Genomic DNA, 23,885 nt, shown 5'->3' on the forward strand with positions numbered 1-23,885 from the left:
TAAAAAATTTTAGTTAGCTGGTGGAAATGTTGGACTAGCTGCATTGTTATCCCAAAACACCTGAGTAGTCAAATCCGACCTCTGTTGTAGATTAGGATTGTTCAACACCTCATTTTGTGGTAATAAAAGCGTTCTAGGAAACGGTCCTGGATCCGGTTCCCAGTTAGGGGCTACAGTTGTAGGAAATCCAGTTTTTCTATAATAGTTATAAGATTCAAAACCACCACCGTACAAAGTTGTAAAATATTGTTCGGCAAAGATATTTTCTTTGTCATCACCAGTTGCGTCGTTGAAAGCGGTAACTATATCATCAATATAATCCGCAACTTCAGTTTCGGTTGGCTCAAAAGACAAATCTGCGGAACCATCCAAGGCACCAAAGCTTTGAACTTTTGCAATGGACTCTTCTAAACCTGCCTGAAGGGCATCAGCTCTATCAGCATCATTTGTAGCCATTTCACCAATCCAAAATTGTACATATGAAGATAGGATAATTGGTTCTATACCAGCACCGCCACCGCCTTGGCCAAGACCAACACCAGGTGCCAAAAGTACGCCGGTAGTTGCGTCTACGTCATCAAATTGGCTGTCATCAAAACGTCCAGCCGCTGGGTAAACACCTGGAGCAGCTTTTAAGAAACCATCTGGTGGTCCACCTTCATCATTACCATGAGATCTACCCCAGTACCCATTGTCTACACTACAGTAAACAAATCCGTCGTAATGTGCCGGTGGAGTAAAAAAGGAACATGATATAGTTTCTTCGTTCGGTGGCACAGCTGCACCATCAACATCGATAGCCCCTGGAGTACCATTAGCTTGACGATAGAAGTAATATCTGATTCTAGGATCATCATTCTGCAGCATCAAATTCATTAGCCAGTTTGATCTATATGGTCCTACACCGGTTGGAGTATAACTTGCTTCGTAATCAGGGTGACGATCACTAGGTTGTAGTTCACTTACCCCATATTTAAATTGAAAGTCGTCTTCAGCTGAAGCAATATAATCTCCACTGGCAATTATAGCATCAAAAGCCGCTTTGTTTCCAGTGTTTTTATAGGAACGTAATTTAATAGAATTAAGGGCTTTTATCCATTTGGATGTATCTCCACCATAAAACATATCTATGGCTCCTTGAGGGCTTGGATCAGCAGCGAGTAGCGCTTCAGCCTCGTTTAAAAGTGCAAACGCTGCAGCATATACTTCTTCACCGCTATCTAAAGTTGGAGCAGGAAATTCGGTTGGATTACCAGCTTCTGTAACCGCAGCAACACCTAGCATATCCACCAATTGAAAGAGTGAATGGGCATACATTATTTTTGCTAAGGCAATATGGAAAGAATAATCCACATCACTTTCAGCATCAATAAGCTCAAGGGCTTGAAGGTTTGTCAAAATACCTACATCAACATTACCATTGCCTGGTATGGTAAAATCAGAACTGTAGGTTCTTGCCCATGGCGCATTTAAAGTGGTACCTGGAAGTCCGTTAAAATAATTTCTGGAGCCAAAGTACTCAACACGGGTCAATTGGGCGGCAACGTCACCAAAATCATCTTGGTTGGAAGCATAGGCCAATTGTACTGCATTGAGTATCAAATTGGGATCCGACTGGGTCGGAGCTAGTTCGTTTGGGCTTATTGTTAAGTCCAAATCAGTCGTTTCACAGGCCATAAAACTTATGCCCGCTAGTAAGACTAATGTAATAGGTTTAAATATATTTTTCATAATCTTTAGTCGTATTAACAATTTTTATTAGAAGGATGCTTTAACGCTAAATCCATATCTTCTCGCACTTGGACCATTTAGGAAATCAAATCCTTGTCCATTACCTACACCAACACCTTGAACGTTAGGGTCAAAATTAGCACCATCTGGAGTATTGTAAGCATCATACCACAAGTTAAATCCTTGTACTGTAAAAGTTAATTGTCCAAATGGAGTTTTCTCCAGAAATTTAGAAGGTAGGCTATATGCCAATGAAACTTCTTGCAAACGAAGAACCGAAGCATCATAAATTCTAGTTTCGGTAGGTCCAAACAACAAGTTGGTGAAGTAATACGTAGAGTTATTGATCTGCGTATTGTTAGGTGATCCATCTGCTTTAACACCTGGTAATATGTATGTACCCAATCTGTCTTTCGTTTCTTCAATAAGACCTCTACCCAATAAAGTTGCAATAGTACTGGAAAGAATGTCACCACCTTTAGTGTGGTTTATCTGAAAGTTTAAACTCAGGCTTTTGTAGCGAAAAGTATTGATGAAGTTCATGGAATAATCTGCGATGGCATCCCCAACAATGGGAGCCAATCCATTTTCATCTTGTTCCGCTACTTGGTAACTACCAGCACTGTTTACTATGAAATCACCATTTTCATCACGTTGAATGGCTGTTCCATAGATAGAACCTAATGATTTCCCTTTTTGTGCTACGTTACCACCTCTAAACAATCCACCTCCTGCGGGGATAGAACCAGAATAGAAAATTTGATCTTGTTCTTGCTCGGTAACAATAACGTCATTGGTGAAGAAGTTAACTCTGGAATTCCAAGAAAAATTCTCACTGCTAATAATATCAATTCCCAAATCGGCTTCAATACCTTTATTTTCTATAGCTCCAATATTACTTTGAGTTAAAGTAAATCCTGTTGCAGGTGCTAAAGGCTCTTCAACAATCAAATCATTAGTTGTTTTAAGGAAATAAGTGAAGTCTAAAGACACTCTATTTTTCCAAAACTTAGATTCAAATCCGAGCTCTAATTCTTCCAAAAGCTCTGGTTTCAAATCAGGATTTGCTTTAAAGTTTGCAACTTGGTTAGTTGTAATGGATTCTCCAGAAAGTCCATCGTTAAAAACTTGTGTGTTTTGTTCTGTAAAACCAACAGTTGGGTATGCAGAATCAGTATCAAAGTTAGCGGAAGTACCATAACTTGCCCTAATCTTTAAAAAGTTCAATGCATTTTCTGACTTAAGTTCAGGGAATGCGTTTGTTGGTAAGAACGACAAACTTGCTCCTGGATACGTTATACTGTTGTTGGCACTTTGGAAGTTAGATACCCAGTCTTTACGTGCACTTACATTCAAGAATAAAAAATCATCGTAATCCAAGGTCGCTTGACCTAAAAGACCAACGATGTTTCTTTTTCTTGAGAATTGGAGTGGCAACTGGTTCTGGTAATTAAAATGTCTTTTGACACCGAATACAATTTGACCTGTACTTGAAACACCACTTCTATCATAAGAATCCGATCTAGCAGTTGCCCCAGCAGTAAAACTAAGTCCAAGTTTTTCAGAAATATCATAATTACCATTTATAGAAACAAAGTGGTCCCAAATGGTGTTATTATTGTCATAAGTCTGTAGGAATCCAAAAATAGCAGAGTTAAATTCAACACCACCTTTATTGGAACTGTTGTTGTTACGCTCGTTATAGAAATCCAAACCAGTTCTCCAGTTTAAATCTAAGTTTTCTGTCAATGCATAGTTAGCAGATAAATTCCAGAAAAAACGATTGGTAAATTGATTGTAAACAACATTTTTAGCAGTCCATCTAGGGTTGATAATACTGTTGTTCTGACGATAGTATACACTAGAACCGTCAATTGGGTTTTCAAATGGTAAGCCCATTAAGTCAACACTTAAAGGTGTAAAAAATACGTTACCATATACAGAAAGACCATCAGTACCGTTACCTCTACTTGATGCAATTGGAGGGGTAAATACATTTGACCTAGCATAGTTCATTGTGCCACGGATGGTGAATTTGTTACTTAATTCTGTAACTCCACCTAAAGAGATGTTAACCCTGTCAAATTTGTTTCCTGGTGTAAAACCAATGTCGTTATAATAACCAACGTTTGCATTAAAAGCAGTTTTACCGTCTTCACTTGAACCGGAGATGTTCACATTTGTGTTCAACGTTCTACCAGTTCTAAAGAAATCTTCTACCGAATCGTATGGTTTCCAATCATAACGAGCACCTTGAAATTCTGGGAATGCCTGTGGAATACCTGTCGCAGAAGAAGCCGTTGAGTAAGGGTGTGCTAAAGTGCCATTATCATCAATTGCCGATTGTGCACCCCAACCTGCAGTACCACCTCTATCAAAGCTTGGCCCCCAGTTACTAAAGAACCAACCAAAAGATTGGTCAAAACCGTTACCGTATTGTTGTTGGTAATTTGGCATAGAAGCAATATCGTTCGCAAAGAAAGATTGTGAAACGGTAATTTCAGTCTTTTTAGGTCCAGTACTTGAAGAACCAGATTTGGTGGTAATTAAAATCACACCATTTCTTCCTTGCGTACCATATAAGGTTGCAGCAGAAAGACCTTTCAATACTTCAATATTTGCAATGTTGTTAGGGTCAAGGTCCAAGAATCTTGAACTACCAGTATTACCAGCTATAAAGTCTCCTTGCTGGTTAGTGTCGTTACTAAAAGGAACACCATCAACAATAAATAAAGCCTGGTTATTACCACTAAATGAGTTCAAGCCTCGAATTACTACGTTGGTGGCTGATCCAGAGGCGCCCCCTGCAGAAGTAATGTTTACACCGGCTGCTTTACCCGAAAGCACCCTGGCGACATCACCTTCCGCTCTATCTTCCAAAGCCTCAGAGCCAACAGAGGTTACGGCGTAACCTAATGCTTTTTTCTCCCTCTTAATACCTTGAGCGGTTACAACCACTTCCTCAAGAGCTTGAGCATCTTCTGTCATCTGAACATTGATTACGCTGCCAGCGCCAACTACTCTTGTGGCCGGTTTTTGGCCGATGTAGGTGAAAAGCAATGTTTGCCCTTCACTTGCGCTGATGGCGTAATTTCCATCAAAATCTGTTTGGGTACCCGATGTGGTCCCTTCAACGACAATGTTGACCCCAGGTAACGGCAGCCCATCGGCGTCCGAAACAGTACCTGTAATCGTCTTGTCTTGTGCATAGGATATATGCACAACAAACGCCAATAATAGCGTTAACAATCCATTAAGTTTTGTTCTCATTGTTAAATTATTTGAATTAGCTAATCGCTAAAATCATAATTTCATGTTAATAATCCAAACTAATTTTATAAAATCTTTAAGAATTACCTTTTAAATGAAATAACCGCAAAATCATTAAAACTGATTATGAAGTACGTAATTTGAAGGGGGTAGAATTGTTCTTTATGTAAATAGTTTTTCTTAATGCCCTGTTGGCGGTGGGGGAGGCTGTTTTTTAATCTCATTTTCTATTTCCGCTAGCTATTTTTTCTGTCTCATATATTATGATAAAGAGATGTTAAAGAGGTGTAAATTTTTTTCCTAGAAAATTTATACCTTAATATATATATCAGATTTTAATTGTTTTTTTGCCCTGTTTCTTTAAATAGTTGAATTGTTTTGTCGGGTGTAATGGTGGTTTTTTGTTGGGCATTCAAACTTTTTTTGGTCTAGCTCTAAATTTAATCGTCTTGGATTTGAATTATTGGGAATTATCACTACATTTGCAGCCCTCAAAATGAGGGTTATTTAGTTTTTAAAAGAAATTTAATGCCAACAATTTCACAATTAGTACGAAAAGGAAGGGCCACGATTACCAAGAAGAGTAAATCGGCTGCTTTGGATTCGTGTCCTCAAAGAAGAGGGGTTTGTACGCGTGTTTACACTACAACGCCAAAGAAACCAAACTCTGCAATGCGTAAAGTTGCAAGGGTAAGGTTGACCAATGGTAAAGAGGTGAACGCATATATCCCCGGTGAAGGTCACAATCTCCAGGAGCACTCGATAGTATTGGTAAGAGGCGGAAGAGTAAAGGATTTGCCTGGTGTGCGATATCACATCGTTCGTGGCGCATTGGATACCGCAGGTGTTGCGGGAAGAACGCAACGACGATCTAAGTATGGTGCAAAGCGTCCTAAAAATTAATCATTTTTAAGAAGAAGCGATGAGAAAAAAGCAGGCAAAAAAGAGACCTTTATTACCGGATCCAAAATTTAACGATCAACTAGTTACACGTTTCGTGAACATGATGATGTGGGACGGTAAGAAGTCAGTTGCATTTAAGATTTTTTACGATGCAATTGAAATCGTTGATGAAAAGAACACTGACGAAGAAAAAACAGGATTAGAATTGTGGAAAGATGCTCTTTCCAATGTTATGCCGCATGTAGAGGTTCGTAGTAGAAGAGTTGGTGGTGCAACATTTCAGATTCCAATGCAGATTCGTCCAGATAGAAAAATTTCCACTGCCATGAAATGGTTGATCAGCTTTTCAAGAAAGCGTAACGAGAAATCCATGGCGCAGAAATTGGCAGCTGAGATTTTAGCAGCGGCTAAGGAAGAAGGTGCGGCAGTGAAGAAAAGAGTAGATACACACAAAATGGCCGAGGCCAATAAAGCATTCTCACACTTTAGATTCTAATCAATACAATGGGAAGAGATTTAAAATATACAAGGAATATAGGTATTGCGGCTCATATTGATGCTGGAAAGACAACTACTACAGAACGTATTCTTTTCTATACAGGTGTGAGTCATAAAATTGGTGAAGTGCACGATGGTGCTGCTACTATGGACTGGATGGAGCAAGAGCAAGAGCGTGGTATTACCATTACCTCTGCTGCTACTACATGTACATGGAAGTTTCCCATGGAAAATGCGCAAACCTTGCCTGATACAAAAGATTACCACTTTAATATTATTGACACTCCCGGACACGTTGACTTTACGGTTGAGGTAAACCGTTCCCTACGTGTGTTGGATGGATTGGTGTTCTTGTTCAGTGCCGTAGATGGTGTTGAGCCACAATCCGAAACCAACTGGAGATTGGCCGATAACTATAAGGTGCCTAGAATTGGATTCGTTAACAAAATGGACCGTCAAGGTTCTAACTTCTTGAACGTGTGTAAGCAGGTTCGGGAAATGTTAGGTTCCAATGCGGTGCCAATTGTATTGCCAATTGGTGATGAAGCTGATTTTAGAGGTATTGTTGACTTGGCCAAGAACAGAGCTGTTGTATGGCACGAGGATAACTTCGGTTCAACATTTGATGTTGTTGATATTCCTGAAGAAATGAAGGCTGAAGTTAAGGAGTATAGAGCTGCCTTGATTGAAGCTGTAGCAGAATATGATGAAGAGTTGATGGAGAAATTCTTCGAAGATGAAGATTCCATTACTGAAGATGAGGTTCACGCTGCTTTACGTGCTGCTGTTATGGATAGGGCTATTATCCCAATGATTTGTGGCTCTTCCTTTAAAAACAAAGGAGTTCAGTTCTTGTTGGATGCCGTTTGCCGCTACTTGCCATCACCTTTGGATAAAGATGATATCGTAGGTACGCACCCTGATACAGGAGAGGCTATCACAAGAAAACCAGACCCAAAAGAGCCATTTGCAGCTCTTGCATTTAAGATTGCAACAGACCCTTTCGTAGGTCGTTTGGCATTCTTTAGAGCATATTCTGGTCGTTTGGATGCAGGTTCATACATTTTGAATAATCGTTCAGGTAAAAAAGAACGTATTTCACGTATCTACCAAATGCATTCCAACAAACAAAATTCCATTGATTATATCGAAGCTGGAGATATTGGTGCAGCTGTAGGATTTAAAGATATCAAGACAGGGGATACAATGTCCGATGAAAAAGCTCCGATTGTATTGGAGAGTATGGACTTCCCTGATCCCGTTATCGGTATCGCAGTTGAGCCTAAAACCAAAGCTGATGTTGATAAATTAGGTATGGCTTTGGCTAAATTGGCCGAAGAAGATCCAACTTTCCAGGTAAAAACAGATGAAGCCTCTGGCCAAACAATTATTTCTGGTATGGGTGAGCTTCACTTGGATATTATCTGTGATCGTCTTAAACGTGAGTTTAAGGTGGATGTTAACCAAGGTCAACCTCAGGTAGAGTACAAGGAGGCTATTACCGGAATAGCTGATCACAGAGAAACATATAAGAAACAGACTGGTGGTCGTGGTAAATTTGCGGATATCGTATTTACCATGGAGCCTGCGGAAGAAGGTACATCAGGACTTGAGTTTGTCAACGTGATTAAAGGTGGTAATATTCCAAAAGAATTTGTCCCATCCGTTGAAAAAGGATTCAAAGAAGCTATGAAGAATGGTCCTTTGGCCGGTTTCGAAATGGATTCTATGAAAATTACCCTTAAAGATGGTTCTTTCCACCCTGTGGATTCCGACCAACTTTCATTCGAACTTGCTGCAAAACTTGGATACAAGGTTGCTGCTAAGAAAGCGAAAGCGGTAATTATGGAACCAATCATGAAGTTGGAGGTGCTTACTCCAGAAGAAAACATGGGAGATATTGTTGGTGACTTGAACCGAAGAAGAGGTCAGGTTAGCAATATGTCAGATAGAGCAGGTGCGAAGGTTGTTAAGGCTGAAGTGCCGTTATCGGAGATGTTTGGTTATGTTACTTCCTTGAGGACTTTGTCTTCAGGTAGGGCAACATCCACAATGGAATTTTCACACTATGCAGATACTCCTTCCGCTATTGCCGAGGAAGTTATTAAAGCAGCTAAAGGAGTAACCGCTTAATTTTTCAGCAAGATGAGTCAAAAAATTAGAATAAAATTGAAATCTTACGATCACAATTTGGTGGACAAATCTGCTGAGAAGATCGTGAAGACAGTAAAAACAACAGGTGCTGTGGTAACTGGACCAATTCCTTTGCCAACACGTAAAAAGATATTTACGGTTTTGCGTTCACCTCACGTGAACAAAAAATCTAGAGAGCAGTTCCAATTGAGCTCTTACAAGAGATTATTGGATATATACAGCTCTTCATCAAAAACCATCGATGCCCTTATGAAGCTGGAGCTTCCAAGTGGTGTTGAGGTTGAGATCAAAGTCTGATAATGTTTCTGCCCTAGGCGGGAGCAACATGTCCCGAACGATGGTTCGGGAAAAACGGAGAAAGAAAAAATCTGGGTCAGAACAGAATGTTTTTCTTGACCCAATTTTTTTGCCAAGAAATTGGCTTGAGTTATAAAAAGTAAATAATTGTTAATTAATTAAATATGTCTGGGTTAATAGGTAAGAAAATCGGTATGACCAGCATTTTCGACGAGAATGGAAAGAACGTTCCATGTACCGTATTGGAAGCTGGGCCATGCGTGGTTACCCAAGTCAGAACCGAAGAGGTGGACGGGTACAGTGCCCTTCAACTAGGTTTCGATGACAAGGCAGAAAAACGTGCTAATAAGGCCGAAACAGGTCACTATAAAAAAGCAGGTGCTTCTCCCAAAAAGAAAGTCATTGAGTTCCAAGGGTTTGAAGGAGAATACAAATTGGGAGATACCGTAGGTGTCGATCTATTTGTAGAAGGAGAATTTGTTGATGTTATTGGTACATCAAAAGGAAAAGGATTCCAAGGTGTTGTAAAACGTCATGGTTTCGCTGGGGTTGGTCAAGCGACTCACGGTCAGCACAACAGATTGAGAGCCCCTGGTTCCATTGGTGCAGCATCTTACCCTTCCAAAGTTGTGAAAGGTATGCGCATGGCCGGTAGAATGGGTGGTGATAGAGTGACAGTTCAAAACTTGAGAGTATTGAAAGTGGTTCCTGAGAAAAATCTTTTGGTAGTTAAAGGATGTGTTCCAGGTCATAAGAATGCTTACGTAACAATTGAGAAGTAATGAAGGTTGCAGTTTTAGATATCAAAGGAAAAGAAACAGGTAGAAAGGTAGACCTTTCTGACGATGTTTTCGCCATAGAGCCTAACGAGCACGCTATTTATTTGGATGTAAAGCAGTACTTGGCCCATCAGAGACAAGGAACGCACAAAGCCAAAGAAAGAGCAGAGATCGCTGGTAGTACCAGAAAGATCAAAAAGCAAAAAGGTACTGGTACTGCGAGAGCAGGTAGTATCAAATCACCTGTATTTAGAGGTGGTGGTAGAATTTTTGGTCCAAGACCAAAAGACTACACCCAAAAGTTGAACAAGAATATGAAGCGATTGGCTAGAAGATCTGCCTTGAGCTTAAAGTCTAAGGAAAAATCCTTAGTGGTTGTGGAAGACTTCAGTTTTGAGGCTCCAAAGACCAAGGATTTCGTTAATTTCTTGTCTTCCTTGGGGATAGAAAATAAAAAGTCCCTTATTGTGTTGGGCGATTCAAATAATAACGTATATTTGTCGTCGCGTAATTTGGAACGCTCCGAAGTTGTAATGGGCTCAGAATTAAATACTTACAAAATTGTTAACGCAACGAGTTTAGTATTGACCGAAAGCGCTTTGGAAGGAATTGAATCGAACCTAAAGAAATAAAAGTATCATGAGTGTGTTGATAAAACCGATAATTACGGAAAAAATGACCGCTGACAGCGAGCTTTTCAATCGCTATGGTTTCTTTGTTAACCCAAGTGCTAACAAGTTGGAAATCAAAGAAGCGGTAGAGGCTACTTATGGTGTTTCTGTTGAGAAGGTAAGAACCATGAACTATGGTCCAATGCGTAAGAGTCGTTATACAAAAACCGGAATTCAGCACGGTAAAACAAATGCAATCAAAAAAGCAATTGTTGATGTGGCTGAAGGTGATATTATTGATTTTTACAGTAATCTATAAAGACGAGAGATGTCAGTTAGAAAATTAAAACCGATAACCCCTGGACAGCGTTTTAGAGTAGTAAACGGATTTGACGCGATTACTACTGATAAGCCGGAAAAAAGCTTGCTTGCTCCGTTAAAAAAGTCAGGTGGTAGGAACAGTCAAGGAAAAATGACCATGCGTCACAGAGGTGGTGGTCATAAAAGAAGATATCGAATCATCGATTTCAAAAGGGATAAGCAAGGTGTTGAAGCTACTGTAGTTTCTATCCAGTACGATCCTAACAGAACTGCATTTATCGCCTTGGTAGAGTACAAGGATGGTGAGAAAAGATATGTGGTTGCCCAAAATGGAATGCAGGTAGGTCAGACTATTAAGTCTGGATCTGGTGCTACTCCTGAAATTGGAAATGCTCTTCCATTGAGCGAAATTCCATTGGGTACTATAGTGTCTTGTATAGAATTGAGACCTGGTCAAGGAGCGATTATGGCACGAAGCGCCGGAACTTTTGCCCAGTTGATGGCGAAGGACGGTAAGTTCGTAACCTTGAAATTGCCTTCTGGTGAAACAAGAATGATTTTGGCTACATGTTTGGCCACTATCGGGGCGGTTTCCAACTCAGACCACCAGTTGCTAGTATCCGGTAAAGCGGGTCGAAGCAGATGGTTGGGTAGAAGACCAAGAACTAGACCTGTAGCTATGAACCCTGTTGATCACCCAATGGGTGGTGGTGAAGGTAGAGCTTCAGGAGGTCATCCAAGATCTAAGAACGGTATTCCTGCTAAAGGATTTAGAACTCGTTCCAAGACTAAGGACACCAATAGATATATCATAGAACGTAGAAAGAAATAAAAGAAAAGTAAATGGCACGTTCGTTAAAAAAAGGACCATACGTTCATTTTAGTCTGGAGAAAAAAGTCCAGGCCAATATAGAATCAGGGAAGAAATCAGTTATCAAAACATGGTCTAGGGCCTCAATGATAACGCCAGACTTTGTTGGGCAAACCATCGCAGTGCATAACGGTAGACAATTTGTCCCTGTTTTTGTTACTGAAAACATGGTGGGTCACAAACTTGGGGAATTTTCACCTACAAGATCTTTTAGGGGTCATGCAGGAGCTAAAAACAAAGGTAAAAAGTAAGTAAGCTATGGGAGTTCGTAAAAGAGAAATGGCCGAAAGGTTAAAAGAAGAGAAAAAGCAACTTGCTATTGCAAAGCTTAACAATTGCCCAACTTCTCCAAGAAAAATGCGCTTGGTCGCTGACTTGATAAGAGGTAAGCAAATTGAAATGGCATTGGCTACCCTAAGGTTCAACCCAAAAGAAGCATCCAGAAAGCTAGAAAAACTTTTACTTTCTGCTATTGCCAACTGGGAAGCTAAAAATGAGGGTGCTGATATCGAAGCTGCTGATCTTTACATCAAGGAAATCCGCGTAGACGGAGGAACTATGTTGAAGAGGTTGAGACCAGCTCCACAAGGTAGAGCACATAGAATTAGAAAGCGTTCCAATCATGTTACTATGATTTTGGAGGCCAATAACAACGTTCAAAGCTAGAAGAATAATATGGGACAGAAGACCAATCCAATAGGAAATCGCTTAGGAATTATCAGGGGATGGGAATCCAACTGGTACGGAGGAAATGATTATGGCGATAAACTGGCTGAAGACGATAAGATTAGAAAATACCTTTATGCACGTTTAGCGAAAGCTAGTGTATCTAGGGTTATTATAGAGAGAACCTTAAAGTTGATCACCATTACCATTACCACGTCTAGGCCTGGTATTATTATCGGTAAAGGTGGACAAGAAGTGGATAAACTTAAGGAAGAGCTTAAGAAAATTACCAACAAAGAGGTTCAGATCAATATTCACGAGATTAAGAGACCTGAGCTTGATGCAAACTTGGTAGCTGCAAGTGTTGCAAGACAGATTGAAAGCAGGATATCATACAGAAGAGCTATTAAAATGGCTATTGCAGCAGCAATGCGTATGAATGCCGAAGGTATCAAGATTCAGATTTCCGGACGTTTGAACGGCGCTGAAATGGCACGTTCCGAATCTTACAAAGAAGGAAGAATTCCATTATCCACTTTCCGTGCAGATGTGGACTATGCCTTGCACGAAGCTCACACTACTTACGGTAGATTAGGAGTTAAGGTATGGATCATGAAAGGAGAGGTTTATGGTAAAAGAGATCTTTCCCCATTAGTAGGATTGAGCAAGAGTCAAGGAAAAGGCGGCAAGGATAACAAGAAATCCCGTCGTAGAAAGTAATTAAGATAAAGTAAGGTAAAATGTTACAGCCAAAAAGAACAAAATTTCGTAAGGCCCAGAAAGGGCGTATGAAGGGAATCTCCCAGAGAGGACACCAGCTTTCCAATGGAATGTTCGGTATCAAGTCTATGGATTCTCACTTCATTACTTCCCGTCAGATAGAGGCTGCACGTATCGCTGCGACAAGATACATGAAAAGACAAGGTCAGTTGTGGATCAAAATATTCCCGGACAAGCCTATCACCAAAAAGCCTCTTGAGGTTCGTATGGGTAAAGGTAAAGGTGCTCCAGAATATTGGGTAGCCGTAGTTAAGCCTGGAAGAATCATGTTCGAGGTCGGTGGTGTACCAATGGATGTTGCTAAGGAAGCCTTGAGGCTAGCAGCGCAAAAACTACCGGTTAAAACCAAGTTTATTGTGGCTAGGGATTATTCCGCCTAATTTTTAATTGAGAAGAAAGATGAGACAATCAGAAATAAAAGAACTTTCAATTGAAGAGCTAAAGGAGAGATTGGCCGAGTTGAAAAAACAACACGCTGATCTTAAAATGGCACACGCTGTTACTCCTTTGGAAAATCCTTTACAGATCAGAAAGACAAGAAGGACGGTAGCAAGACTTGCAACTGAATTAACTAAAAGGGAATTACAATAATCGGTTCTGCCTTATGGAAAACAGAAATTTAAGAAAAGAAAGAATAGGCGTTGTTACCAGCAACAAAATGGAGAAATCGATAGTGGTTTCTGAGGTAAAAAGAGTGAAGCACCCAATGTACGGGAAATTCGTTCTAAAGACCAAGAAGTATGTTGCCCACGACGAGAAGAACGATTGCAACGAAGGTGATACCGTTAAAATAATGGAAACTAGACCACTCAGTAAGACAAAATGCTGGAGGTTGGTAGAAATCCTAGAAAGAGCTAAATAATTATGGTACAGCAAGAATCAAGATTAAGAGTTGCGGACAATACCGGTGCAAAAGAAGTTTTGACCATCCGCGTACTAGGAGGAACAAAGAGGAGATATGCTTCCTTGGGTGACAAAATCGTTGTTACCGTAAAAGAAGCTACTCCAAACGGTACTGTAAAGAAAGGTTCTGTTTCTACAGCGGTTGTTGTAAGAACTAAGAAAGAAGTGAGAAGACCAGATGGTTCTTACATCCGTTTCGACGATAACGCATGTGTGTTGTTGAACCCAACCGGTGAGATGAGAGGAACTCGTGTATTTGGTCCTGTTGCCAGAGAGTTGAGGGACAGACAATTCATGAAGATTGTTTCATTGGCGCCTGAAGTGCTATAAAAGAAATATCACAGAGATGAAGTTGAAAATAAAAACAGGGGACACGGTAAAAGTCATTGCGGGAGACCACAAAGGCAGTGAAGGTAAAGTGCTTCAAGTAGACCGTGAAAAGAACAAAGCTATCGTGGAAGGCGTCAATGAGGTGTCCAAACACGAAAAGCCAAGTGCTAACAACCCTCAAGGAGGCATAACAAAAAAGGAAGCTCCAATACACATTTCCAATCTTTCCTTGATAGATCCAAAATCTGGTGAAACCACTAGAGTAGGATACGAAGTAAGGGATGGTAAGAAAGTAAGGTTTTCCAAAAAATCCAATGAAGTAATTTAGTCATGAGTTACATTCCAAGATTAAAGCAAGAGTATAAGGAGCGCGTGATCAAGGCGCTAACCGAAGAATTTGGTTACAAAAACGTAATGCAAGTTCCCAAGTTGCAAAAAATAGTAGTTAGCCGCGGAGTCGGTGCTGCTGTTTCCGATAAGAAATTGATTGATCATGCTGTAGATGAATTGACCAACATTACAGGTCAAAAAGCGGTTGCTACCCTTTCCAAAAAAGACGTTGCTACGTTCAAATTGAGAAAAGGAATGCCAATTGGGGCAAAAGTGACCCTTAGAGGTGAACGCATGTACGAATTTTTGGATAGATTGATTACAAGTGCCCTTCCTAGGGTTCGTGATTTCTCTGGTGTTAAAGCTACAGGTTTCGACGGTAGAGGTAACTACAATTTGGGAGTTACTGAACAAATCATCTTTCCAGAAATCAATATAGATAGAATTAACAGAATCAACGGAATGGACATCACATTTGTTACTTCCGCTGAAACTGATAAAGAAGCAAAATCATTGTTAACCGAACTGGGAGTACCCTTTAAAAAGAACTAGTATGGCCAAGGAATCAATGAAAGCCCGTGAAAGAAAAAGGGCTAAAATGGTAGAAAAATACGCCGAAAAAAGAAAAGCTCTTAAAGAAGCGGGAGATTATGAGGCTTTGCAGAAGTTGCCAAAGAACGCTTCTCCTGTTCGCATGAGAAACCGTTGTAAATTAACAGGTAGACCTCGTGGTTACATGAGAACTTTCGGTTTATCGAGAGTGATGTTCAGAGAAATGGCCAATAAAGGGTTGATTCCTGGAGTTAAAAAGGCAAGTTGGTAATTTAGATAAAGAAAAGAAATGCTTACAGATCCAATTTCAGATTATTTGACCAGATTGAGAAATGCCAACATGGCAGGTCATAGGGTTGTAGATATCCCTGGTTCCAATCTAAAGAGACAGATTACCAAAATATTGTTCGATCAAGGATATATTTTGAGCTATAAATTCGAGGAAGATAAAGTACAGGGCAACATTAAAATAGCCCTTAAGTACGATAAATTTACCAAGGAGCCCATCATTAAAAAATTGCAGAGGGTAAGTAAGCCCGGACTGCGCAAGTATTCAAACTCTAACGATTTGCCCAGAGTATTGAATGGCTTGGGGATCGCTATCGTGTCTACTTCTCACGGAGTAATGACAAGTAAGCAAGCCCAGCATGAGAACGTAGGTGGCGAGGTATTGTGCTACGTATATTAATTGAGAAAAGAGAAGAAAAATGTCAAGAATAGGTAACAGTCCAGTTAAAATTCCTGATGGAGTCACTATAGAAGTAAAGGATTCCGTTGTTACTGTAAAAGGTAAATTGGGAGAACTTACCCAAGAGTTTTCGGGAATTGACATAAAAGTCGAGGACGGAAGCGTTGTTTTGGAAAGGCCTTCTGATTCCAAGGAAACTAAATCAAAGCATGGTTTATACCGCGCTCTTATCAATAATATGGTAGAAGGTGTATCCAATGGATGGACCAAGGAATTGGAACTTGTAGGAGTTGGTTACAGAGCCAGCAACCAAGGACAAAAATTGGATTTGGCCCTAGGATTCTCTCATAACATTGTTTTGGACATCGCTCCAGAAGTTAAGATTGAGACTATCTCTGAAAAAGGGAAAAACCCTATCGTAAAACTAACATCTCACGACAAGCAATTGGTAGGTCAGGTAGCCGCTAAAATTAGAGGTTTCCGTAAGCCAGAGCCTTACAAAGGTAAAGGTGTGAAGTTTGTAGGTGAGCAATTAAGAAGAAAAGCAGGTAAATCAGCTTAATAATTAAGACTATGGGATTATCTAAGACTGAAAGAAAATTACGCATCCGAAGAAGAATACGAAAAGTATCCTTCGGAACTGAAGCAAGACCAAGGTTGTCTGTATTCAGAAGCAATAAAGAAATATACGCACAGTTGATTGACGACGATAAAGGTGTAACTTTGGCGGCGGCTTCATCCAGAGATAAGGATGTGGACTCCAAAGGATCTAAGTCCGAGGTTGCAACCAACGTGGGTAAGGCCATAGCTGAAAAAGCTCTTAAGCTAGGTGTTGAAGCCGTAGCTTTTGATAGGGGAGGAAACCTATATCACGGAAGAATAAAATCATTGGCTGAAGGAGCTAGGGAAGCAGGACTAAAATTCTAATAAACTATGTACCAGAAATACAAAAACGTAGAAACAGTAAAGCCAGGAGGACTGGAGTTGAAAGACCGTTTGGTTGGAGTACAAAGGGTTACCAAGGTAACTAAAGGGGGTAGAGCCTTTGGTTTTTCAGCAATTGTTGTTGTTGGTGATGAAAACGGAGTTGTTGGACATGGTTTGGGAAAATCCAAAGAAGTTGCCACAGCTATCGCCAAAGCTATCGAGGATGCCAAGAAAAACTTGGTTCGTATTCCATTGAACAAAGGAACACTTCCTCACGAGCAAAAAGGAAAATACGGTGGAGCAAGGGTTTACATCAAGCCTGCATCACATGGTACCGGGGTAATTGCCGGTGGAGCTGTAAGGGCCGTATTGGAAGCTGTTGGTGTACAGGATGTACTGTCTAAATCACAAGGATCTTCCAACCCGCACAACGTTGTAAAAGCTACTTTCGATGCCTTGTTGCAGTTGAGGAGTGCTGACACCGTTGCAAAGCAAAGAGGAGTTTCTTTGGAAAAAGTCTTTAAAGGATAAATAGAGGATATTATGTCAAAGATTAAGGTTAAACAAGTAAAGAGCGGCATCAAAAAGCCACAGAACCAAAAGAGAACTTTGGAGGCTCTTGGATTGCGTAAGATCGGACAGGTAGTTGAGCATGAGGCGACACCTAGTATCCTTGGAATGGTAAATAAGGTAAAACACTTGGTTTCCACAGAGGAAGCTTAAAATATAAAGGCACATGGATTTGAATAATCTAAAACCAGCGGATGGCGCTGTGCACAGAGAAGGAAAACGTGTAGGACGTGGAGAAGGTTCCGGTAAAGGAGGTACTTCTACCCGTGGACACAAAGGAGCCAAGTCTAGATCTGGATATTCCAAGAAGATTGGTTTCGAGGGTGGTCAGATGCCATTGCAGAGACGTGTACCTAAGTTTGGTTTCACAAACATCAATAGGAAAGAGTACACGGGAATCAACTTGGGAAAACTTCAAGAATTAGTAGACAAGGGAACCATCAAGAAAGAGGTAACTTTGGAAACACTTATTGAAAACGGTTTGGCCCACAAAAACGATTTGGTAAAGATATTGGGAGACGGTGAATTGAAAGCTGCTCTAAAAGTATCTGTACATAAATTTACTGCTTCCGCTAAAGCTGCTATTGAGTCAGCTGGAGGTGAGGCAATAAGTTTATAAGAAATATAGCATGAAGAAATTTATTGAGACCATATCAAATATCTGGAAGATTGATGAGCTAAGACAACGTATCATCCTTACATTGGGACTACTATTGGTTTACCGATTCGGAGCCCAAGTTGTTCTTCCTGGTATTGATACCGCCCAATTGGCCCAATTATCCTCGAACACCGAAAATGGTATCTTGGGTATTCTTAATGCTTTTACGGGTGGTGCTTTTGCGAATGCCTCGGTATTCGCTTTGGGTATTATGCCCTACATCTCCGCCTCCATTGTGGTACAGTTGATGGGAATTGCAATTCCTTATCTGCAAAAACTGCAAAAAGAAGGAGAGAGCGGTAGAAAAACCATCAATCAGATAACTCGTTGGTTAACCATCGGTATCTGTATTGTTCAGGCCCCCGCTTATTTGTATGGTCTTGGCGCATTAGGTGTTCCAGATAGTGCATTTGTTTTGGGCAAAGGTTTGGATTTTATCGTTCCAGCTGTTATCATATTGGTAACAGGGTGTGTATTTGCAATGTGGTTGGGTGAAAAAATCACCGATAAGGGTATCGGAAACGGTATTTCCTTATTGATTATGGTGGGTATCATCGCAACATTACCACAAGCATTTGCTCAAGAATTTGTTTCAAGAACTGCCAACAACACAGGAGGGATCATGTTCATGTTGATCGAGGTAATAGTTTGGTTCTTGGTGATTTTGGCCAGTGTTTACCTAACAATGGCTGTTAGACAAATTCCAGTTCAGTACGCAAGAAGAACTGCTTCTGGCGGATACGAAAAGAACGTAATGGGAGCACGTCAGTACATTCCACTTAAATTGAATGCATCCGGTGTAATGCCCATTATTTTTGCACAGGCAATTATGTTCGCACCAAGTTTGATTGGTAGAACATTTAACGATACTGCTGCGGGACAATGGATGGAAGTTCAATTCGCTGATATTTTCGGATTGGCTTACAACATTCTATTTGCAGTATTGATTATAATATTCACTTACTTCTACACAGCGATCACCGTGCCTACCAACAAAATGGCAGATGATTTGAAGAGAAGTGGTGGTTTCATCCCGGGTATTCGCCCAGGAAAGGAAACAGGAAATTATTTGGACAAAATAATGTCCTTGATTACATTACCTGGTTCTGTCTTTTTAGCACTGTTGGCCGTATTGCCTGCGGTAGTTGTAAAATTGATGGATGTACAGGCCGGATGGGCATTGTTTTATGGAGGTACATCGCTATTGATTATGGTTGGTGTAGCAATAGATACTGTACAGCAAGTAAATTCATATTTGTTGAACAGACATTACGACGGCTTAATGAAAACCGGTAAAAACAGAAAAGTAGCATAATTTATGGCAAAGCAACCAGCAATAGAACAAGATGGGACTATTATTGAAGCATTGTCTAATGCAATGTTCAGAGTAGAATTAGAAAATGGGCACGTGGTAACTGCGCACATTTCCGGGAAAATGCGTATGCACTACATTAAGTTGCTTCCCGGGGATAAAGTGAAGTTGGAGATGAGTCCATACGATTTAACAAAAGCAAGAATTACTTATAGATACTAGTTACATGAAAGTAAGAGCATCAATAAAGAAGAGAAGTGCCGACTGCAAGATTGTTCGCAGAAAGGGCAGATTGTACGTAATCAACAAAAAGAATCCTAGATTTAAACAAAGACAAGGGTAATTATGGCAAGAATTGCAGGGGTAGATATACCTAAACAAAAGCGTGGCGTTATTTCGCTTACCTACATCTTCGGTATAGGTAAAAGTAGGGCGCAAGAAATTTTGGCAGCGGCCCAAGTAAGTGAAGATACCAAGGTTTCTGATTGGACCGATGATGAAATCGGAAAAATCAGGGAAGCCGTTGGGGCTTACACAATAGAAGGTGAGCTTCGCTCCGAAACCTCGATGAACATCAAGCGTTTGATGGACATTGGTTGTTACCGTGGAATTCGTCACAGATCTGGATTGCCGTTAAGAGGCCAACGTACCAAGAATAACTCTAGGACCAGAAAAGGAAAAAGAAAAACGGTTGCCAACAAGAAAAAGGCAACTAAATAATACAATATAGTAGTCATTAGTATTTAGACGTTAGAAGAATCTGTTTGAAATGTAAAAGTCTAGGATTCCAATAACTAAAAGCTAACAACTAGAAACTAAAAAATATGGCAAAGGCAAGTACTAAATCAGCTAAAAAGCGCAAAGTAGTCGTAGAATCTACCGGAGAGGCGCACGTTGTTGCATCTTTCAACAACATCATTATTTCTCTTACTAATAAGAAAGGTGATGTTATTTCATGGTCTTCCGCTGGAAAAATGGGATTCCGAGGCTCAAAAAAGAATACTCCTTATGCAGCTCAGGTTGCAGCAGAGGATTGTGCTAAAGTTGCTCACGAAGCAGGATTGAGAAAAGTGAAGGTTTATGTTAAAGGACCAGGTAATGGTAGAGAATCTGCTATCCGTTCCATTCACAACTCTGGAATAGAGGTAACAGAAATCATTGACGTTACGCCACTTCCACACAACGGTTGCAGACCACCAAAAAGAAGAAGAGTTTAATTTTCATTTAATTAATAATGGCCCCAAAAGGGTCTTCACCCGAAGGTGCAGTTAGATTATCGAAGGATAAGCCTTAATTCATAATCGCACTTTCCAACTAATAGAAGATGGCAAGATATACAGGACCAAAATCAAAAATCGCTAGAAAATTTGGAGAAGCGATTTTCGGAGACGACAAGTCATTCGAAAAGAAAAATTACCCTCCAGGACAACACGGTAACAACAGACGCCGTGGTAAAAAGTCTGAATATGCAATCCAGTTGATGGAGAAGCAAAAAGCAAAATATACATATGGTATATTGGAAAAGCAATTCCGTAACCTTTTTGCGCAAGCCAAAAGAAAAGAAGGTGTTGCTGGTGAAATCTTGCTTCAATTGTGTGAGTCCCGCTTGGACAATGTCGTTTACAGAATGGGAATTGCCCCTTCAAGAAGAGGAGCACGTCAATTGGTATCGCACCGTCATATTACCGTTAATGGAGAGGTAGTAAACATTCCATCCTATTCACTTAAAGCAGGCGATGTAGTTGGTGTTAGGGAAAAATCAAAATCCGTACAATCCATAGAAGATTCGTTGGCTAACAATAGCAGCGTTTACGAATGGATCACATGGAACTCTGAAAAGAAAGAAGGTACATTTGTTGCCGTTCCAGAAAGACTTCAGATCCCTGAGAATATCAAGGAGCAACTGATCGTCGAATTATACTCTAAATAAGAATTCAACATTAATCCAATTATGGCATTACTTAATTTTCAGAAGCCCGATAAAGTTATAATGATCGATTCAACAGATTTCGAAGGGAAATTTGAATTTCGCCCTTTGGAACCTGGTTATGGATTAACAGTTGGGAATGCGCTGAGAAGGGTATTGCTTTCCTCTTTGGAAGGTTTTGCCATCACTTCTGTGCGCATAGATGGAGTTGAACATGAATTTTCTGTTATTCCTGGCGTTGTTGAAGACGTAACGGAAATTATTTTGAACCTAAAACAAGTTAGGTTCAAAAGACAGATTGATGATGTTGAGAGCGAAACTGTATCAATTTCCGTAAGCGGAAAAGAACAAATGACCGCTGGTGATTTCCAGAAGTTCATTTCAGGATACCAAGTGTTGAACCCAGATTTGGTAATCTGCAACATGGATCCCAAAGTGAGCATCAACATGGAGATTGTTATCGAAAAAGGTCGTGGCTATGTTCCCGCGGAGGAAAACAAAAAATCCAACGCACCTTTGGGGAGCATTGCGGTTGATTCAGTTTACACTCCTGTAAAGAATGTAAAATACAGCATCGAAAACTTCAGGGTAGAGCAAAAAACCGATTACGAAAAATTGGTTTTCGAAATCATTACTGATGGTTCCATCCACCCAAAAGATGCCTTGACCGAGGCCGCTAAAGTTTTGATCCACCACTTTATGTTGTTCTCTGATGAGCGCATTACGTTGGAAGCCGACGAAATTGCTCAAACCGAGACTTACGATGAGGAATCATTGCATATGCGTCAGTTGTTGAAAACCAAATTGGTAGACATGGACTTGTCCGTAAGGGCTTTGAACTGTCTTAAAGCTGCCGAAGTTGATTCTTTGGGAGATTTGGTTTCCTTCAACAAAAACGATTTGATGAAATTCAGAAACTTCGGTAAAAAATCTTTGACCGAATTGGAAGAATTGGTAATCAACAAAGGCCTGCAATTTGGTATGGACCTTTCCAAATACAAATTAGATAAAGATTAATAATCATATTTTGCTCTCCTGATTAATTGGGATTTGGTAGCAAGATGATAACTTATAACAATGAGACACGGAAAGAAGTTTAATCACTTAGGTAGAACAGCTGCCCACAGAAAGGCCATGTTGGCCAATATGGGAAGTTCCCTAATTGAACATAAAAGAATCAACACTACGGTGGCAAAAGCCAAGGCGTTGAAAAAGTTTATCGAGCCTTTGATTACTAAAGCAAAGACCGAAAACAATCAGACTACCGAAAAAGGTACGCACAACAGAAGAATTGTTTTCAGTAATTTGAGAAGTAAAGAGGCTGTAACAGAATTGTTCAGCACTGTTGCCGAAAAAGTGGGTGATAGACCAGGAGGTTACACAAGAATTATTAAATTGGGTAACCGTTTGGGAGATAACGCTGATATGGCAATGATCGAGTTGGTGGACTTCAACGAGCTTTACAACGCAGGTAAGCCTAAGAAGAAATCAACCAGAAGAAGTAGAAGAGGAGGCGGAAGCGCTAAACAAGCTGAAGCTCCAGCAGCTCCTGCAGCCGAAACTAAAACTGACGATTCTGAAGAATAAGAAGAATGTTATTAACTATTGTATTTTAAGAAAAAGGATAAGTGAAAACTTATCCTTTTTTTATGTTTTTTTATCTTAACTGAAACTAGAGCACGAAATGAAGTATCACACAAAGAAAAAAGCGTTGATTTTGTTGGCGGATGGAACCATATTTTATGGTAAAGCCGTTGGAGGAAGAGAAGGTACCGCAGTAGGGGAAGTTTGTTTCAATACTGGGATGACAGGTTACCAGGAAATTTTTACCGACCCATCTTACTACGGGCAGTTAATGGTGACCACCAATGCACACATTGGAAACTACGGTGCCCACGAGGATGAAGTGGAATCCGATTCCGTAAAGATTGCAGGCCTTATTTGTAAAAATTTCAGTTACGATTATTCAAGACCAGATGCTAAAATGAGTCTCTTGGAATTCTTGGACAAAAACAACCTATTGGCCATATCCGATGTGGACACCCGTGCTTTGGTGAGCTACATAAGGGACAATGGTGCTATGAATGCGTTGATCTCCACAAAAGTGGACGACATTGATGCTTTAAAAGAAGAGTTGAGTACAGTACCAAGCATGGAAGGATTGGAGCTATCATCCAAGGTTTCCACAAAAGAGCCATATTACTACGGTGATGAAAACTCCGAATATAAAATTTCTGCACTTGACATTGGAATCAAGAAGAATATTCTGAGAAACTTGGCAAAAAGAGGAGCCTATATAAAAGTCTTCCCATACAATACAACCTATGATGAAATGAAGGAGTGGAATCCGGATGGATATTTTATATCCAACGGGCCTGGTGACCCGGAACCTTTGACGGATGCTGTGGCAGCAACAAAAGAAATGATTGCCTCAGACAAGCCATTGTTCGGGATTTGTTTGGGACACCAAGTATTGGCTCTGGCCAACGGAGTTTCAACCTATAAAATGCACAACGGACACAGAGGTATCAATCACCCAATTCTAAATTTAATTACCGGAAAAGGAGAGATAACTTCCCAAAACCATGGATTTGCAGTGAATAGAGAGGAAACCGAAGCAAACGCTGAGCTGGAAATCACCCACACACATTTGAACGATCAAACCGTGGCCGGTATTAAAATGAAAAACAAGGACGTATTCTCGGTACAATACCACCCAGAGGCAAGTCCTGGTCCACACGATGCGGATTATCTGTTCGATCAGTTCTTCGATTTGATCAAGGCCAGGAAAAACTAAAACGTTATAG

The 23,885-nt window shown here is 40.3% G+C and carries 35 protein-coding genes; 33 read left to right on the forward strand and 2 right to left on the reverse strand.

All coding sequences use genetic code 11. The features are described 5' to 3' along the window. Nucleotides 1-9: 9 nt before the first annotated feature. Complete coding sequence (locus D2V08_RS03835) at nucleotides 10-1,731, reverse strand: SusD/RagB family nutrient-binding outer membrane lipoprotein (protein WP_119606775.1); 1,722 nt, start codon at nucleotides 1,729-1,731, stop codon at nucleotides 10-12. A gap of 27 nt (nucleotides 1,732-1,758) precedes the next feature. After that, a complete protein-coding gene (locus D2V08_RS03840) occupies nucleotides 1,759-5,001 on the reverse strand; it encodes a SusC/RagA family TonB-linked outer membrane protein (RefSeq protein WP_119606776.1) in 3,243 nt (1,080 codons plus the stop codon). 528 nt (nucleotides 5,002-5,529) lie between these two features. Between D2V08_RS03840 and rpsL the strand changes: the two genes are divergently transcribed. The 33 genes from rpsL to carA all read left to right on the forward strand — a co-directional run bounded on the left by rpsL (nucleotide 5,530) and on the right by carA (nucleotide 23,875). Next, the gene (rpsL, locus tag D2V08_RS03845) at nucleotides 5,530-5,904 is read left to right on the forward strand and encodes a 30S ribosomal protein S12 (protein ID WP_014032016.1); all 375 of its coding nucleotides are present in this window, start codon (nucleotides 5,530-5,532) and stop codon (nucleotides 5,902-5,904) included. A 19-nt stretch (nucleotides 5,905-5,923) separates the two neighbouring features. Next, nucleotides 5,924-6,400, forward strand: a complete 477-nt coding sequence (rpsG, locus tag D2V08_RS03850) for a 30S ribosomal protein S7 (RefSeq protein ID WP_014032015.1) — start codon at nucleotides 5,924-5,926, stop codon at nucleotides 6,398-6,400. 8 nt (nucleotides 6,401-6,408) lie between these two features. Further along, nucleotides 6,409-8,535 carry an elongation factor G gene (gene fusA, locus D2V08_RS03855; protein WP_119606777.1) on the forward strand — a complete coding sequence of 709 codons (2,127 nt, stop codon included), beginning with the start codon at nucleotides 6,409-6,411 and terminating at the stop codon, nucleotides 8,533-8,535. 12 nt (nucleotides 8,536-8,547) lie between these two features. Continuing rightward, nucleotides 8,548-8,853: a 30S ribosomal protein S10 gene (rpsJ, locus tag D2V08_RS03860; protein WP_014032013.1), complete on the forward strand. Its 306-nt coding sequence runs from the start codon at nucleotides 8,548-8,550 to the stop codon at nucleotides 8,851-8,853. A gap of 164 nt (nucleotides 8,854-9,017) precedes the next feature. After that, nucleotides 9,018-9,635, forward strand: a complete 618-nt coding sequence (rplC, locus tag D2V08_RS03865; RefSeq protein WP_119606778.1) for a 50S ribosomal protein L3 — start codon at nucleotides 9,018-9,020, stop codon at nucleotides 9,633-9,635. Further along, nucleotides 9,635-10,264, forward strand: a complete 630-nt coding sequence (gene rplD, locus D2V08_RS03870; protein WP_119606779.1) for a 50S ribosomal protein L4 — start codon at nucleotides 9,635-9,637, stop codon at nucleotides 10,262-10,264. The genes rplC and rplD overlap by 1 nt, the downstream gene beginning before the upstream one ends. A 7-nt stretch (nucleotides 10,265-10,271) precedes the next feature. After that, complete coding sequence (gene rplW, locus D2V08_RS03875) at nucleotides 10,272-10,562, forward strand: 50S ribosomal protein L23 (protein ID WP_119606780.1); 291 nt, start codon at nucleotides 10,272-10,274, stop codon at nucleotides 10,560-10,562. A gap of 9 nt (nucleotides 10,563-10,571) precedes the next feature. Further along, on the forward strand, nucleotides 10,572-11,396 hold the full coding sequence (gene rplB, locus D2V08_RS03880; protein WP_119606781.1) for a 50S ribosomal protein L2: 825 nt from the start codon (nucleotides 10,572-10,574) through the stop codon (nucleotides 11,394-11,396). 11 nt (nucleotides 11,397-11,407) lie between these two features. Further along, a complete protein-coding gene (gene rpsS, locus D2V08_RS03885; RefSeq protein WP_014032008.1) occupies nucleotides 11,408-11,686 on the forward strand; it encodes a 30S ribosomal protein S19 in 279 nt (92 codons plus the stop codon). A 7-nt stretch (nucleotides 11,687-11,693) separates the two neighbouring features. After that, nucleotides 11,694-12,101 carry a 50S ribosomal protein L22 gene (rplV, locus tag D2V08_RS03890; RefSeq protein ID WP_119606782.1) on the forward strand — a complete coding sequence of 136 codons (408 nt, stop codon included), beginning with the start codon at nucleotides 11,694-11,696 and terminating at the stop codon, nucleotides 12,099-12,101. Between the two features lie 9 nt (nucleotides 12,102-12,110). After that, entirely contained in the window at nucleotides 12,111-12,821 is a 711-nt protein-coding gene (gene rpsC, locus D2V08_RS03895; RefSeq protein WP_119606783.1) for a 30S ribosomal protein S3, read from the forward strand. Nucleotides 12,822-12,841: 20 nt separating this feature from the next. Next, nucleotides 12,842-13,261 (forward strand): 50S ribosomal protein L16, encoded by a 420-nt coding sequence (gene rplP, locus D2V08_RS03900; RefSeq protein WP_119606784.1) that lies wholly within the window; start codon nucleotides 12,842-12,844, stop codon nucleotides 13,259-13,261. A 19-nt stretch (nucleotides 13,262-13,280) separates the two neighbouring features. Continuing rightward, nucleotides 13,281-13,472 carry a 50S ribosomal protein L29 gene (rpmC, locus tag D2V08_RS03905; protein ID WP_100816201.1) on the forward strand — a complete coding sequence of 64 codons (192 nt, stop codon included), beginning with the start codon at nucleotides 13,281-13,283 and terminating at the stop codon, nucleotides 13,470-13,472. A 13-nt stretch (nucleotides 13,473-13,485) separates the two neighbouring features. After that, nucleotides 13,486-13,743 (forward strand): 30S ribosomal protein S17, encoded by a 258-nt coding sequence (gene rpsQ / locus D2V08_RS03910; RefSeq protein ID WP_014032003.1) that lies wholly within the window; start codon nucleotides 13,486-13,488, stop codon nucleotides 13,741-13,743. A gap of 2 nt (nucleotides 13,744-13,745) precedes the next feature. Then, entirely contained in the window at nucleotides 13,746-14,114 is a 369-nt protein-coding gene (gene rplN, locus D2V08_RS03915) for a 50S ribosomal protein L14 (RefSeq protein WP_014032002.1), read from the forward strand. A gap of 16 nt (nucleotides 14,115-14,130) precedes the next feature. After that, nucleotides 14,131-14,442 carry a 50S ribosomal protein L24 gene (gene rplX / locus D2V08_RS03920; RefSeq protein ID WP_119606785.1) on the forward strand — a complete coding sequence of 104 codons (312 nt, stop codon included), beginning with the start codon at nucleotides 14,131-14,133 and terminating at the stop codon, nucleotides 14,440-14,442. 2 nt (nucleotides 14,443-14,444) lie between these two features. Beyond that, a complete protein-coding gene (rplE, locus tag D2V08_RS03925; protein ID WP_108246819.1) occupies nucleotides 14,445-14,996 on the forward strand; it encodes a 50S ribosomal protein L5 in 552 nt (183 codons plus the stop codon). 1 nt (nucleotide 14,997) lies between these two features. Beyond that, nucleotides 14,998-15,267 (forward strand): 30S ribosomal protein S14, encoded by a 270-nt coding sequence (rpsN, locus tag D2V08_RS03930; RefSeq protein WP_014031999.1) that lies wholly within the window; start codon nucleotides 14,998-15,000, stop codon nucleotides 15,265-15,267. Nucleotides 15,268-15,285: 18 nt separating this feature from the next. Continuing rightward, a complete protein-coding gene (rpsH, locus tag D2V08_RS03935; protein ID WP_119606786.1) occupies nucleotides 15,286-15,684 on the forward strand; it encodes a 30S ribosomal protein S8 in 399 nt (132 codons plus the stop codon). 19 nt (nucleotides 15,685-15,703) lie between these two features. Then, entirely contained in the window at nucleotides 15,704-16,246 is a 543-nt protein-coding gene (gene rplF, locus D2V08_RS03940) for a 50S ribosomal protein L6 (RefSeq protein WP_119606787.1), read from the forward strand. 11 nt (nucleotides 16,247-16,257) lie between these two features. Continuing rightward, nucleotides 16,258-16,611, forward strand: a complete 354-nt coding sequence (gene rplR / locus D2V08_RS03945) for a 50S ribosomal protein L18 (protein ID WP_119606788.1) — start codon at nucleotides 16,258-16,260, stop codon at nucleotides 16,609-16,611. 6 nt (nucleotides 16,612-16,617) lie between these two features. Continuing rightward, complete coding sequence (rpsE, locus tag D2V08_RS03950; RefSeq protein ID WP_119606789.1) at nucleotides 16,618-17,142, forward strand: 30S ribosomal protein S5; 525 nt, start codon at nucleotides 16,618-16,620, stop codon at nucleotides 17,140-17,142. Nucleotides 17,143-17,154: 12 nt separating this feature from the next. Beyond that, nucleotides 17,155-17,334 (forward strand): 50S ribosomal protein L30, encoded by a 180-nt coding sequence (rpmD, locus tag D2V08_RS03955; RefSeq protein ID WP_119606790.1) that lies wholly within the window; start codon nucleotides 17,155-17,157, stop codon nucleotides 17,332-17,334. Between the two features lie 13 nt (nucleotides 17,335-17,347). After that, the gene (gene rplO / locus D2V08_RS03960; protein ID WP_119606791.1) at nucleotides 17,348-17,800 is read left to right on the forward strand and encodes a 50S ribosomal protein L15; all 453 of its coding nucleotides are present in this window, start codon (nucleotides 17,348-17,350) and stop codon (nucleotides 17,798-17,800) included. 10 nt (nucleotides 17,801-17,810) lie between these two features. Further along, entirely contained in the window at nucleotides 17,811-19,154 is a 1,344-nt protein-coding gene (gene secY, locus D2V08_RS03965; RefSeq protein ID WP_119606792.1) for a preprotein translocase subunit SecY, read from the forward strand. 3 nt (nucleotides 19,155-19,157) lie between these two features. Next, a complete protein-coding gene (gene infA / locus D2V08_RS03970) occupies nucleotides 19,158-19,373 on the forward strand; it encodes a translation initiation factor IF-1 (protein ID WP_014031991.1) in 216 nt (71 codons plus the stop codon). Between the two features lie 4 nt (nucleotides 19,374-19,377). After that, nucleotides 19,378-19,494, forward strand: coding sequence for a type B 50S ribosomal protein L36 (gene ykgO / locus D2V08_RS03975; RefSeq protein ID WP_010519235.1), 117 nt, complete (start codon nucleotides 19,378-19,380; stop codon nucleotides 19,492-19,494). 2 nt (nucleotides 19,495-19,496) lie between these two features. Further along, nucleotides 19,497-19,871, forward strand: a complete 375-nt coding sequence (rpsM, locus tag D2V08_RS03980; RefSeq protein ID WP_014031990.1) for a 30S ribosomal protein S13 — start codon at nucleotides 19,497-19,499, stop codon at nucleotides 19,869-19,871. A gap of 104 nt (nucleotides 19,872-19,975) precedes the next feature. Then, entirely contained in the window at nucleotides 19,976-20,368 is a 393-nt protein-coding gene (rpsK, locus tag D2V08_RS03985; RefSeq protein ID WP_100816189.1) for a 30S ribosomal protein S11, read from the forward strand. Nucleotides 20,369-20,475: 107 nt separating this feature from the next. Continuing rightward, entirely contained in the window at nucleotides 20,476-21,081 is a 606-nt protein-coding gene (rpsD, locus tag D2V08_RS03990; protein ID WP_119606793.1) for a 30S ribosomal protein S4, read from the forward strand. Nucleotides 21,082-21,102: 21 nt separating this feature from the next. Then, nucleotides 21,103-22,095, forward strand: coding sequence for a DNA-directed RNA polymerase subunit alpha (locus D2V08_RS03995; protein WP_100816187.1), 993 nt, complete (start codon nucleotides 21,103-21,105; stop codon nucleotides 22,093-22,095). Nucleotides 22,096-22,155: 60 nt separating this feature from the next. Continuing rightward, nucleotides 22,156-22,665, forward strand: coding sequence for a 50S ribosomal protein L17 (gene rplQ, locus D2V08_RS04000; protein WP_119606794.1), 510 nt, complete (start codon nucleotides 22,156-22,158; stop codon nucleotides 22,663-22,665). Between the two features lie 97 nt (nucleotides 22,666-22,762). After that, nucleotides 22,763-23,875, forward strand: coding sequence for a glutamine-hydrolyzing carbamoyl-phosphate synthase small subunit (gene carA / locus D2V08_RS04005; protein WP_119606795.1), 1,113 nt, complete (start codon nucleotides 22,763-22,765; stop codon nucleotides 23,873-23,875). Nucleotides 23,876-23,885 lie beyond the last annotated feature (10 nt).

The organism is Flagellimonas lutimaris (assembly GCF_003581615.1).
GTDB classification, from domain to species: domain Bacteria; phylum Bacteroidota; class Bacteroidia; order Flavobacteriales; family Flavobacteriaceae; genus Flagellimonas; species Flagellimonas lutimaris.

Coding starts and splice junctions, on each gene's coding strand:
- D2V08_RS03835 (WP_119606775.1), bottom strand. CDS start 1,731: ATGAAAAATATATTTAAACCTATTACATTAGTCTTACTAGCGGGCATA.
- D2V08_RS03840 (WP_119606776.1), bottom strand. CDS start 5,001: ATGAGAACAAAACTTAATGGATTGTTAACGCTATTATTGGCGTTTGTT.
- rpsL (WP_014032016.1), top strand. CDS start 5,530: ATGCCAACAATTTCACAATTAGTACGAAAAGGAAGGGCCACGATTACC.
- rpsG (WP_014032015.1), top strand. CDS start 5,924: ATGAGAAAAAAGCAGGCAAAAAAGAGACCTTTATTACCGGATCCAAAA.
- fusA (WP_119606777.1), top strand. CDS start 6,409: ATGGGAAGAGATTTAAAATATACAAGGAATATAGGTATTGCGGCTCAT.
- rpsJ (WP_014032013.1), top strand. CDS start 8,548: ATGAGTCAAAAAATTAGAATAAAATTGAAATCTTACGATCACAATTTG.
- rplC (WP_119606778.1), top strand. CDS start 9,018: ATGTCTGGGTTAATAGGTAAGAAAATCGGTATGACCAGCATTTTCGAC.
- rplD (WP_119606779.1), top strand. CDS start 9,635: ATGAAGGTTGCAGTTTTAGATATCAAAGGAAAAGAAACAGGTAGAAAG.
- rplW (WP_119606780.1), top strand. CDS start 10,272: ATGAGTGTGTTGATAAAACCGATAATTACGGAAAAAATGACCGCTGAC.
- rplB (WP_119606781.1), top strand. CDS start 10,572: ATGTCAGTTAGAAAATTAAAACCGATAACCCCTGGACAGCGTTTTAGA.
- rpsS (WP_014032008.1), top strand. CDS start 11,408: ATGGCACGTTCGTTAAAAAAAGGACCATACGTTCATTTTAGTCTGGAG.
- rplV (WP_119606782.1), top strand. CDS start 11,694: ATGGGAGTTCGTAAAAGAGAAATGGCCGAAAGGTTAAAAGAAGAGAAA.
- rpsC (WP_119606783.1), top strand. CDS start 12,111: ATGGGACAGAAGACCAATCCAATAGGAAATCGCTTAGGAATTATCAGG.
- rplP (WP_119606784.1), top strand. CDS start 12,842: ATGTTACAGCCAAAAAGAACAAAATTTCGTAAGGCCCAGAAAGGGCGT.
- rpmC (WP_100816201.1), top strand. CDS start 13,281: ATGAGACAATCAGAAATAAAAGAACTTTCAATTGAAGAGCTAAAGGAG.
- rpsQ (WP_014032003.1), top strand. CDS start 13,486: ATGGAAAACAGAAATTTAAGAAAAGAAAGAATAGGCGTTGTTACCAGC.
- rplN (WP_014032002.1), top strand. CDS start 13,746: ATGGTACAGCAAGAATCAAGATTAAGAGTTGCGGACAATACCGGTGCA.
- rplX (WP_119606785.1), top strand. CDS start 14,131: ATGAAGTTGAAAATAAAAACAGGGGACACGGTAAAAGTCATTGCGGGA.
- rplE (WP_108246819.1), top strand. CDS start 14,445: ATGAGTTACATTCCAAGATTAAAGCAAGAGTATAAGGAGCGCGTGATC.
- rpsN (WP_014031999.1), top strand. CDS start 14,998: ATGGCCAAGGAATCAATGAAAGCCCGTGAAAGAAAAAGGGCTAAAATG.
- rpsH (WP_119606786.1), top strand. CDS start 15,286: ATGCTTACAGATCCAATTTCAGATTATTTGACCAGATTGAGAAATGCC.
- rplF (WP_119606787.1), top strand. CDS start 15,704: ATGTCAAGAATAGGTAACAGTCCAGTTAAAATTCCTGATGGAGTCACT.
- rplR (WP_119606788.1), top strand. CDS start 16,258: ATGGGATTATCTAAGACTGAAAGAAAATTACGCATCCGAAGAAGAATA.
- rpsE (WP_119606789.1), top strand. CDS start 16,618: ATGTACCAGAAATACAAAAACGTAGAAACAGTAAAGCCAGGAGGACTG.
- rpmD (WP_119606790.1), top strand. CDS start 17,155: ATGTCAAAGATTAAGGTTAAACAAGTAAAGAGCGGCATCAAAAAGCCA.
- rplO (WP_119606791.1), top strand. CDS start 17,348: ATGGATTTGAATAATCTAAAACCAGCGGATGGCGCTGTGCACAGAGAA.
- secY (WP_119606792.1), top strand. CDS start 17,811: ATGAAGAAATTTATTGAGACCATATCAAATATCTGGAAGATTGATGAG.
- infA (WP_014031991.1), top strand. CDS start 19,158: ATGGCAAAGCAACCAGCAATAGAACAAGATGGGACTATTATTGAAGCA.
- ykgO (WP_010519235.1), top strand. CDS start 19,378: ATGAAAGTAAGAGCATCAATAAAGAAGAGAAGTGCCGACTGCAAGATT.
- rpsM (WP_014031990.1), top strand. CDS start 19,497: ATGGCAAGAATTGCAGGGGTAGATATACCTAAACAAAAGCGTGGCGTT.
- rpsK (WP_100816189.1), top strand. CDS start 19,976: ATGGCAAAGGCAAGTACTAAATCAGCTAAAAAGCGCAAAGTAGTCGTA.
- rpsD (WP_119606793.1), top strand. CDS start 20,476: ATGGCAAGATATACAGGACCAAAATCAAAAATCGCTAGAAAATTTGGA.
- D2V08_RS03995 (WP_100816187.1), top strand. CDS start 21,103: ATGGCATTACTTAATTTTCAGAAGCCCGATAAAGTTATAATGATCGAT.
- rplQ (WP_119606794.1), top strand. CDS start 22,156: ATGAGACACGGAAAGAAGTTTAATCACTTAGGTAGAACAGCTGCCCAC.
- carA (WP_119606795.1), top strand. CDS start 22,763: ATGAAGTATCACACAAAGAAAAAAGCGTTGATTTTGTTGGCGGATGGA.